This window comes from Cetobacterium sp. (assembly GCF_048470075.1).
In the GTDB taxonomy this organism is placed as follows: Bacteria; Fusobacteriota; Fusobacteriia; order Fusobacteriales; family Fusobacteriaceae; genus Cetobacterium_A.
Window position 1 is genome coordinate 1 of record NZ_DBGBQB010000154.1, and the last position, 8,849, is coordinate 8,849.

At 32.7% G+C, this 8,849-nt stretch carries 10 protein-coding genes; 6 read left to right on the forward strand and 4 right to left on the reverse strand.

Annotated elements, in window-relative coordinates:
- The first annotated feature begins 123 nt into the window (after positions 1 to 123).
- From ACMOUI_RS05425 to rbsB, 6 genes are all read left to right on the forward strand, one after another.
- On the forward strand, positions 124 to 855 hold the full coding sequence (locus ACMOUI_RS05425) for an FMN-binding protein (protein WP_418964718.1): 732 nt from the start codon (positions 124 to 126) through the stop codon (positions 853 to 855).
- Positions 856 to 1,007: 152 nt separating this feature from the next.
- The gene (gene rbsK / locus ACMOUI_RS05430; RefSeq protein ID WP_418964719.1) at positions 1,008 to 1,919 is read left to right on the forward strand and encodes a ribokinase; all 912 of its coding nucleotides are present in this window, start codon (positions 1,008 to 1,010) and stop codon (positions 1,917 to 1,919) included.
- A 3-nt stretch (positions 1,920 to 1,922) separates the two neighbouring features.
- A complete protein-coding gene (gene rbsD / locus ACMOUI_RS05435) occupies positions 1,923 to 2,330 on the forward strand; it encodes a D-ribose pyranase (protein WP_418964720.1) in 408 nt (135 codons plus the stop codon).
- The gene (gene rbsA / locus ACMOUI_RS05440; protein WP_418964721.1) at positions 2,331 to 3,821 is read left to right on the forward strand and encodes a ribose ABC transporter ATP-binding protein RbsA; all 1,491 of its coding nucleotides are present in this window, start codon (positions 2,331 to 2,333) and stop codon (positions 3,819 to 3,821) included.
- Positions 3,822 to 3,824: 3 nt separating this feature from the next.
- Positions 3,825 to 4,751 carry a ribose ABC transporter permease gene (rbsC, locus tag ACMOUI_RS05445; RefSeq protein WP_418964722.1) on the forward strand — a complete coding sequence of 309 codons (927 nt, stop codon included), beginning with the start codon at positions 3,825 to 3,827 and terminating at the stop codon, positions 4,749 to 4,751.
- Between the two features lie 19 nt (positions 4,752 to 4,770).
- Positions 4,771 to 5,649, forward strand: coding sequence for a ribose ABC transporter substrate-binding protein RbsB (rbsB, locus tag ACMOUI_RS05450; RefSeq protein ID WP_418964723.1), 879 nt, complete (start codon positions 4,771 to 4,773; stop codon positions 5,647 to 5,649).
- Between the two features lie 72 nt (positions 5,650 to 5,721).
- Here rbsB and ACMOUI_RS05455 read toward each other — a convergent pair whose 3' ends face one another.
- The 4 genes from ACMOUI_RS05455 to ACMOUI_RS05470 form a co-directional block, all read right to left on the reverse strand.
- Complete coding sequence (locus ACMOUI_RS05455; RefSeq protein WP_418964724.1) at positions 5,722 to 6,624, reverse strand: hypothetical protein; 903 nt, start codon at positions 6,622 to 6,624, stop codon at positions 5,722 to 5,724.
- A gap of 3 nt (positions 6,625 to 6,627) precedes the next feature.
- A complete protein-coding gene (locus ACMOUI_RS05460) occupies positions 6,628 to 7,641 on the reverse strand; it encodes a proline racemase family protein (RefSeq protein ID WP_418964725.1) in 1,014 nt (337 codons plus the stop codon).
- On the reverse strand, positions 7,628 to 8,107 hold the full coding sequence (locus tag ACMOUI_RS05465) for a glycine/sarcosine/betaine reductase component B subunit (protein WP_418964726.1): 480 nt from the start codon (positions 8,105 to 8,107) through the stop codon (positions 7,628 to 7,630). The genes ACMOUI_RS05460 and ACMOUI_RS05465 overlap by 14 nt, the downstream gene beginning before the upstream one ends.
- A 34-nt stretch (positions 8,108 to 8,141) precedes the next feature.
- On the reverse strand, positions 8,142 to 8,849 hold a 708-nt coding region (locus tag ACMOUI_RS05470; protein WP_418964727.1), incomplete at its 5' end, for a hypothetical protein.

Consider the following 8,849-nt stretch of genomic DNA (forward strand, 5'->3'; position numbering starts at 1 on the left):
TATTACATTATTCTCTTTTGTTTTAAAAATTCCTTTAGAAAAAAATTTTTTCTTGTTTTTTTCAAAAAAATAGAGTATATACGTACTACCTAGCAGTTAACTTATTTTAAAGGAGTGATTTTAATGATAAAAAAATATTTACCATTATCTTTTGCAGCAATTTTACTTTGTAGTTCTGTTACAACTTTTGCTGGTGAAACCAAAGTTTATCAAGGTTTAGGGCAAACATCAAACTTTAGAATAGGTCCAGGTAAAGACAGTGAAGGACAACAGGTCTATAGCTTTAACTATGTTGATGCTGCTGTACTTTTTGACGCTGAAGGTAAAATTATAAATGCTGTTGTTGATGCCTTAGAAGTTAGTTCTCCAAATTATGATGGTGAAAGTATGCCACACTTTTCTGGTTGGCCTGGTGCTGAGGGATATAACTCCACTGATCATAAAACTAAAAAAGTGATTGGAAAAACTGAAAACACTCCTACTAATATCGCAAATGAAGTTGACAACTGGAAAACTAAAAGACAGCGTGGAGCTACTTATGGAATGAATCCTAAAAATGAGTGGGATGAACAGATGGATTTTTTCCAAGAGAAATTTAAAGGTAAGACAGTTAATGAATTAGAACTTATTTTCACAAAACTTTATTCAGATGTAAATGGTAGACCTCTAAAAGAAAATAGCAGAAATGAAAAGGATAAGGAAAAATATAACAGTTTAACCGAAGCTGAAAAAAAAGAGGTAGCTGATATTACTGCAGGTGCTACTATGAGTTTAAGAGATAGCCATGGAGATATTTTAGGTGCAATTAAAAAAGCCTATGAAAATCGTGTAGAGGTAACAATCCCAACTAAATAACCCCAAACCAAACTGAAACTTTTCACAAAGTTTCAGTTTTTATTTTATTGACATTAATTTTTTAGTGTGCTAAATTAAATATAAGAAGTATTTTTTAAACTTATTGTGTACACTATTTAATCACAATAAATCATTTTTAAGGAGATTTTAACATGAAAAAAATTGTCGTTGTTGGAAGTATAAATATGGATTTAGTCACAATCTGTGAGAGAGCGCCTCGTGGTGGTGAAACTCTTTTAGGTAAAAAATTCATGCAAATTCCAGGTGGAAAGGGGGCTAACCAAGCTGTTGCTATCGGTAAGATGAACACTCCTGTTTCTATGCTAGGTAAGATTGGTAAAGAGGGTATGGGAGATATTATTTTAAACTCCATGAAAAAAGATGGAGTGGATGTTTCTAACATCGAATATTGTGATGAGGCTACTGGAATTGCTAAAATTATCGTAGAGGAAAATGGTCAAAATAGAATTATCGTTGTTCCTGGTGCTAATTATGATGTGGATGCTGCATATATTGATAGACATTTAGATAGTATAAAAAATTGTGATATACTTGTTACTCAATTGGAAATCCCTATGGATACAGTTAAATATTCATTAAAAAAAGCTAAAGAGTTAGGGAAAATAACTATTTTAAATCCCGCTCCTGCTAATAAATTAGATGAGGAGATTATCTCTAATGCTGACTACATAATTCCCAATGAAACTGAACTAGAGATTCTATCTGGAATCCCTGTCACTGATGAGAAAAGTGTTATAGAAGCAGCTAATATACTTTTAGATAAAGGGGTTAAAGGCTTAATTGTTACCCTAGGTAGTGTGGGGTCTATGTTCATAAGCAAAACTGAAAAAAAATCATTCCCTGCTTATAAAGTTAAAGCTGTGGATACAACTGCTGCTGGTGATAGCTTTATTGGTGGTTTTGTCAATGGTCTTGCTTCTGGTTTATCATTTGATGAAGCAATTGATAGAGGAACTAAAGTCGCTGCCATATCTGTTACTAGAGTTGGTGCTCAAACTTCAATTCCTACCCTTGAAGAGGTATTAAATTTTAAAGGAGAATAGATTATGAAAAAAGGAAAACTGTTAAATAGCGAACTTTCTTATGAAATAGCGAAAATCGGACACACATCTCACATTACAATTTGTGATGCTGGATTACCATTTCCAAAGGGAGTAAAAAGAATTGATTTAGCTATTGAGGCTGGATATCCTAGCTTTATTAAAACTTTAGATGCCATTCTTAGTGAGATGATGGTTGAAGAGATTGTTTTAGCTTCTGAGATTAAATCAATAAACCCTAAAGTTTACAACGAAATTTTAGAAACTTTTATTAAAAATGGAATGAATCCTAAAATTGTTGAGGTTCCTCATACAGAGTTTAAGGAGATTACAAAAGAGAGTGAGGCAATCGTTAGAACTGGTGAATGCACTCCATATGCAAATATTATTTTAAAGTCAGGAGTAGTTTTTTAAATGAAAAAAGAGATTGTTTTACAAATGAAAGATATATGTAAATCTTTCCCTGGAGTAAAGGCATTGGATGGAGCTTCTTTAAATGCCTATAAAGGTAGAGTGATGGCTTTAATGGGAGAAAATGGAGCTGGAAAATCAACTCTTATGAAAATAATGACTGGTATCTATACTAAAGATTCTGGAACAATTTTTTATCATGGAGAGGAAGTGACTTTTAAGGGAACCAAAGATTCTCAGGAAGCTGGTATCGCCATTATACACCAAGAGCTAAATTTAATTCAACACATGAGTATAACTGAAAATATTTTTCTAGGAAGAGAGATTACAAATAGTCTTGGTAAAATTGATTGGTCACTTATGCATAGAGAAGCTAGATCTATTTTAGACCTTTTAAATGTTGAGGATAGTGAAAAAACTTTAGTAAAGGATTTAACTATAGGTAAGATGCAGATGATAGAGATCGCTAAGGCTCTTTCTCAAAACGCTAAACTTATCGTTATGGATGAGCCCACTGATGCTTTAACAGACAAAGAAACTGAAAGTCTTTTTAAAGTTATCAGAGAGTTAACTTCTGAAGGAAAAAGCATCATCTATATCTCTCATAGATTAAAAGAGATACCAGCTATCTGTGATGATATAACCATTTTAAGAGATGGAAAATTCATATCTGAAGCAGAGGTTAAAGATATTAATGAGGACTATATTATTGAAAAAATGGTTGGAAGAACTTTAAGTGAACAATTTCCCAATGTTATAGTAACTCCTGGAGAGGAAGTTCTAAAAGTTGAAAACCTTTGTGGAGAATATGTTGAAAATGCCTCTTTCTCTCTAAAAAAGGGGGAGATTTTGGGTGTGGCTGGACTGATGGGAGCTGGAAGAAGTGAACTAGCAAAAACTATCTATGGATATTATAAAAAATCTTCTGGAAAAATTTTTATAGATGGGAAAGAAACTACTATAACATCACCTGAATCTGGAGTTAATCATGGTATCGCCTATGTTTCTGAAGACAGAAAAGGGGACGGATTAGTTTTAGGGTTAAGTGTCAAAGAGAATATGACTCTTTCATCTTTAAAGTTTTTCTCAAATAGATTAGGTTTAAATAAAAGTGCTGAAAACAAATCGGTTAATGAGTATATTGAAAAATTTGGAGTAAAGACTCCTTCACCTAATCAAATTATTAAAAATTTAAGTGGTGGAAACCAACAAAAAGTAGCTATTGCAAAGGCTCTTTTAACTAATCCTAAAATTCTTATTTTAGATGAACCAACTAGAGGAGTAGACGTTGGAGCTAAAAAAGAGATTTATGATGTTATTAATGACCTAAAGAAAAAAGGTCTTAGTATCATTATGATCTCTTCTGAAATGCCTGAAGTAATGGGATTAAGTGACAGAATTATGGTTATCCATGAACATAAAATAAGTGGAACTCTTTCTAAGAATGAGTTTACTCAAGAAAAAATAATGAGATATGCAGTGGGAGTTGAATAAATAATGTTAAAAAAAATATATAACAATAAGCCTTTAATCGGTTTAATTGTTTTTTCTATAATCGTTTCTTTTTTAAATCCAAGATTTTTATCAGTTAATAATATTCTAAATGTTCTAAGACAAACATCTATAAACTCAGTGATAGCTATTGGTATGACTTTAGTTATTTTAACTGGTGGAATCGATTTGTCAGTTGGATCTATTTTGGCCTTAACTGGAGCTTTTGGAGCAAGTTTAATAGCCAGTGGTATAAATCCAATCTTAGCAATTATTATCGCCATTGTAATTGGAGCTATCTTTGGTATTTTTAATGGTTTACTTATATCATATGCCAAACTTCAGCCATTTATAGTTACTCTGGTTACTATGACTCTTTTAAGAGGAGCAACTCTAGTTTTCACAGATGGTAAACCTATCCCTGTTAGAGATGGAGGAGACTTTTTCGACAATATAGGAGGTGGATATCTTTTTGATATTCCAATCCCTATCTATATAATGATTGCTCTTTTTATTGCAGGATACTATATCTTAACTAATTTAAAGTTTGGTAGATATATCTATGCCATTGGTGGAAATGAGGAAGCTACTAAGCTTTCAGGAGTAAATACATCTAAATATAAAACTTTAGTATATGGAGTTTGTGGAGCTCTATCAGCATTAGCTGGAGTTATTGTTACATCAAGACTTGGTTCAGCTCAACCAACTGCTGGTTCTGGATATGAGCTTGATGCTATCGCTGCTGTTGTTTTAGGAGGAACATCATTAGCTGGTGGAGTTGGTACTATTGCAGGAACTGCTCTTGGAGCTATTATTATCGGTGTTCTTGGAAACGCTTTAAATCTTTTAAATGTATCATCTTATTATCAGATGATGGTAAAGGCTTTAGTTATTCTTGTCGCTGTTTTAATAGATAAAAAATCTTCAAAATAAATTTAATGGGTGGTGTAGTATGAAAAATAAATTAAGATTTTTAGGATTGATGATTCTCGCTTTAGGTATGGGAACTATGGCAGAAGCTGCTAAAATTGGGTTGGTAGTTTCTACACAGGATAACCCTTTCTTTGTTACTTTAAAAGAGGGAGCTGTTTCCAAAGCAGAAGATATGGGACATGAAATTGTTGTTTTAGACTCTCAAAATGACCCTTCTAAAGAGTTAGGAAATGTGGAGGATTTACTTATTAAAGGAGTGGATGTTCTTTTAATAAATCCAACTGATTCTGATGCTGTTGTATCTGCTGTTAAAGCTGCCAATCGTAATAAGGTTCCTGTTGTAACTTTAGATAGAGCCTCTAATGGAGGTAAGGTAGTTACTCATATTGCCTCTGATAACGTAGCCGGTGGAGAGATGGCTGGAAACTTTATCATAGAAAATTTAAATGGAAAAAATAATAAAGTTGTTGAATTGGAGGGAATTCCTGGAACAACAGCTGCTCGTGATAGAGGTGAAGGATTTAATAAGGCTGCTCAAAATAAGCTGGATATTGTTGCAAAACAAGCCGCTGACTTTGATAGAACTAAAGGACTTAATGTTATGGAAAATATTTTACAAGCACAAGCTGAAGTTAATGCCGTTTTCGCTCACAATGATGAGATGGCTCTTGGAGCTCTAAAAGCTATTGAAGCATCTGGAAGAAATGATATTATAGTTGTTGGTTTTGATGCCACTGAAGATGCTGTTAAAGCTGTTAAAGAGGGTAAACTTGCTGCAACTGTCGCTCAAAAACCAGCTGAAATTGGTTCTAAGGGAATAGAAGCTGCTGATAAAATTGTAAAAAAAGAGGCTGTTCCTCAATTTATTCCTGTTGAACTAGAACTTATAACACAATAATTTTTTAAATATCTTTAGCATTAAAGAAATATATAAAGAGGCTGTTCAAAAACGAACAGCCTCTTCTATATTCTAGGTAATATTAGTATCAATTTTTCTAGAATCTAGCATTAATTTTGTTGCTGTATATGATACTACTACAATAACTAACCATCCTAATACATTCAAAGGCAGTGTTTTTACTATATACGCTGCTATAATTACTCCCACAATTCCTGTCAATGTTATGATTAATGTAGCTCTTCTATTATAAGAATCTTCTTTTATAAATCTGATGCTTGCTGCTGGCATTAAAAACGCACATGATCCCATCATAATTGGAAATGCAACTATTGGACTCAATCCCAAAGAGTATACCAGCGCCATACATGGCGCATACAATCCAATTCCTAACGTCATCAAAGCTCCCAATATAAAGTTTCCTACTATAGCAATTAAAAGCTTAACTCCTGTAAGTCTAGTTGCTTCTCCTCCTGTTGGCATTATCCCTAACTTTCCAGCTATCATAATTACAACCACTGCAAATAATGCTATTGCCATCCATCTTTGGATTTTTTTTTCACTCATTTTAGAAACTATTCCCGCTCCAAAAACTGCTCCCACTACTGCTGAAAAAATCATTGAAACAAGGGTTATTGAACCAACTTTTACTTCTTTAATAAATATAAGAGCCTCCACTACAACTGGAATGCACATTGCTGTATTAAGTGTTCCTGGAATCACTCTATCATTTACTAATTTAAACTGTCTAAAGATAACAGTCATTGGAGCAAAACCTCCTATTCCCAGAGTATCAAAAAAATTTATAATTAATCCTGTTAAAGAAAATACAACTACTCCTCCCTCTTTTTCTACCTCACCATTTAAGTAGGAATTTCTATAATCCTGTACAAAGAAAAATAAAAATATAAGCCCTGCTATTACCAAAATTACTAAAAGAACATTGGCTAAATTCAATCCGCTCACCCCCACCATTTTTTATTTGAGAGAAAATCCATATTTAAGAGGATCTTCTATATCTATTAGCAAATGATTTACCCCCGTAATGTATGCACTTGCTGTAATTTCTGGAATTATATAAGTGATTCCAGCTTTTTCAAAAGTTTCTAAAATTTTTCCTTTAAACTGAGTTCCTATTATGCTCTCATATACAAAAACTTCTCCTATTCCTAATTCTCCTTTTGCATAAAGAGTGGCCATTTTAGCTGATGTCCCTGTTCCACAAGGAGATCTGTCTAATTGCCCTGCTCCAAATACAACAACATTCTGAAGAGTTGAAGTTGGATTTTTAGGAGCTCCATAAATCTCTACAAGATCTATTGTCTTAATATGCTTTAGTTCTGGATGCTCTACTTTTACTTGCTCATTCACAGCTCTAAGAATTGCCATTCCTATTTTATTAATCTCATTTGCATTAGCTGGACAAATCTCTATTTGAAGGTCTTTACTCTCTACAATGGCAAAAAAACTTCCACCAAATGCCACATCTAATTTTAATTTTTTTCCAAATTCTGGCACATCCACTAAAATATCTTTTTTATAAAGAAACGATGGAACATTTTTAAAACTTACCTCTTTTGCCTTTCCACCTTCCACAAGCACTTCTCCTTTTACCAATCCTGCTGGAGTTTCTAATATAATCTTAGTTATTGGTTCAGTTATTTTTTCAACTAATCCCATCTCAACTGCTATTGTCATGGCTCCAATAGTTCCATGTCCACACATATTCAAATATCCTCCTCCATCCATAAATACAATTCCAAAATCAGCCTCTGGATTTATTGGAGGTACAATAACAGATCCAAACATATCGTTATGTCCTCTAGGTTCATGCATTATTGCTGTTCTAATATAGTCAAAATTTTCAATAAGGATACTCTTTTTTTCTTGCATTGAATTTCCACGTATATATGGAAAACCACTGATAACAACTCTTGTTGCTTCTCCCATAGTATGAGAATCTACCGCAATAATCTCCTTAGAAATTTTCATTTTTATCTCTCCTCATTTTTAATTTCAAAAGTGCACTAGCTTTTTTAGCATCTACTATTGAAACACTATTCTCTCCAACAACCTCTGTTTCTATCCCTTCAATACTTTTATTTATATCCACAATGGTATTCATATATTTATTTTTTACAACAAATTTTCCTTGTGTCCCTATAAAACTTACTCCTACAACACAAACTCCTCTATTTCCTAACTCTCTTATAGTGTTTTCAAAATCTACATGACTATTCCCCCAACCATCAAGAGAAAAAATAACCCCTTCAACTCCCATACTTTTTATTAAAACTGCTGCCCTTTTCCCTACAAAATACTTCTCACTATTGGACTGAGGTGTTCCTACAACTACAACTCCTAAGAGATTAAACTCTTTATCTTCTGCTAATATTTTTAAAAGTGGATCCCTAAAATGATGAAGCGTTGTTTCTTTTGTAGATGGTCCAACTCCCATTTCTCTCCCTCCTATATCTCTTTTTATCCAAATATTAATGCATAGCTCTTATAGCTCCATCTCTATATTCATTTTTACTTATAAAAATAGGTATATTCATAAAATCAATTATTGAATATCCTCCGCGAAATCCACTAGGTTCCTCTGAAAATAATCTTGTGTCATACATAGCCCCTTGTCCAGCTACCTGTTTTAAAATAATAATTTTCTTTCCACTAAAATTAGGTATATCTATATAGTCATGCCTTTCATTTGCATCTTTTCCATTTTTTACTCTAAGCACTTCCCTTATTTCATCCATATAAATGTCACATATCTCATGGCAACAATCTATACATGCTCTTTCTACATAAGCATTTTTAAAAACTTCTATATCAATATGTATTATCCAATCATCTATTTCAGGGGTTCCCACTCTTCCATATTTAACTACATCTCTCAAAATTCCATTTGATTTTCCAAACTCACATATTTGATTTCCATTTTCATCTGCTCCTGTGAGCATAACCACAACTCCTGTTAATGTATGAGTAATTCCTGTACCTATTTCACCCAAGACTTTTGTGGATATAGGTATAAAATCCATAATAGAATTTATTTGAAGATCTTTTTTTTCAGGTTTAACTATATTTATGCTTATGTCCTTTATATACGTATTAAATTTTTTTGAAAAAATCAGAATTCTTTTTAATTTACTTTCTCCTTTTATATTTAGTTTTTTATTACTTATCTCTATATTTTC

What these genes read in the sequence shown, in the direction of transcription:
- ACMOUI_RS05425 (WP_418964718.1), top strand. Translation starts at nt 124, where the DNA reads ATGATAAAAAAATATTTACCATTATCTTTTGCAGCAATTTTACTTTGT.
- rbsK (WP_418964719.1), top strand. Translation starts at nt 1,008, where the DNA reads ATGAAAAAAATTGTCGTTGTTGGAAGTATAAATATGGATTTAGTCACA.
- rbsD (WP_418964720.1), top strand. Translation starts at nt 1,923, where the DNA reads ATGAAAAAAGGAAAACTGTTAAATAGCGAACTTTCTTATGAAATAGCG.
- rbsA (WP_418964721.1), top strand. Translation starts at nt 2,331, where the DNA reads ATGAAAAAAGAGATTGTTTTACAAATGAAAGATATATGTAAATCTTTC.
- rbsC (WP_418964722.1), top strand. Translation starts at nt 3,825, where the DNA reads ATGTTAAAAAAAATATATAACAATAAGCCTTTAATCGGTTTAATTGTT.
- rbsB (WP_418964723.1), top strand. Translation starts at nt 4,771, where the DNA reads ATGAAAAATAAATTAAGATTTTTAGGATTGATGATTCTCGCTTTAGGT.
- ACMOUI_RS05455 (WP_418964724.1), bottom strand. Translation starts at nt 6,624, where the DNA reads ATGGTGGGGGTGAGCGGATTGAATTTAGCCAATGTTCTTTTAGTAATT.
- ACMOUI_RS05460 (WP_418964725.1), bottom strand. Translation starts at nt 7,641, where the DNA reads ATGAAAATTTCTAAGGAGATTATTGCGGTAGATTCTCATACTATGGGA.
- ACMOUI_RS05465 (WP_418964726.1), bottom strand. Translation starts at nt 8,107, where the DNA reads ATGGGAGTTGGACCATCTACAAAAGAAACAACGCTTCATCATTTTAGG.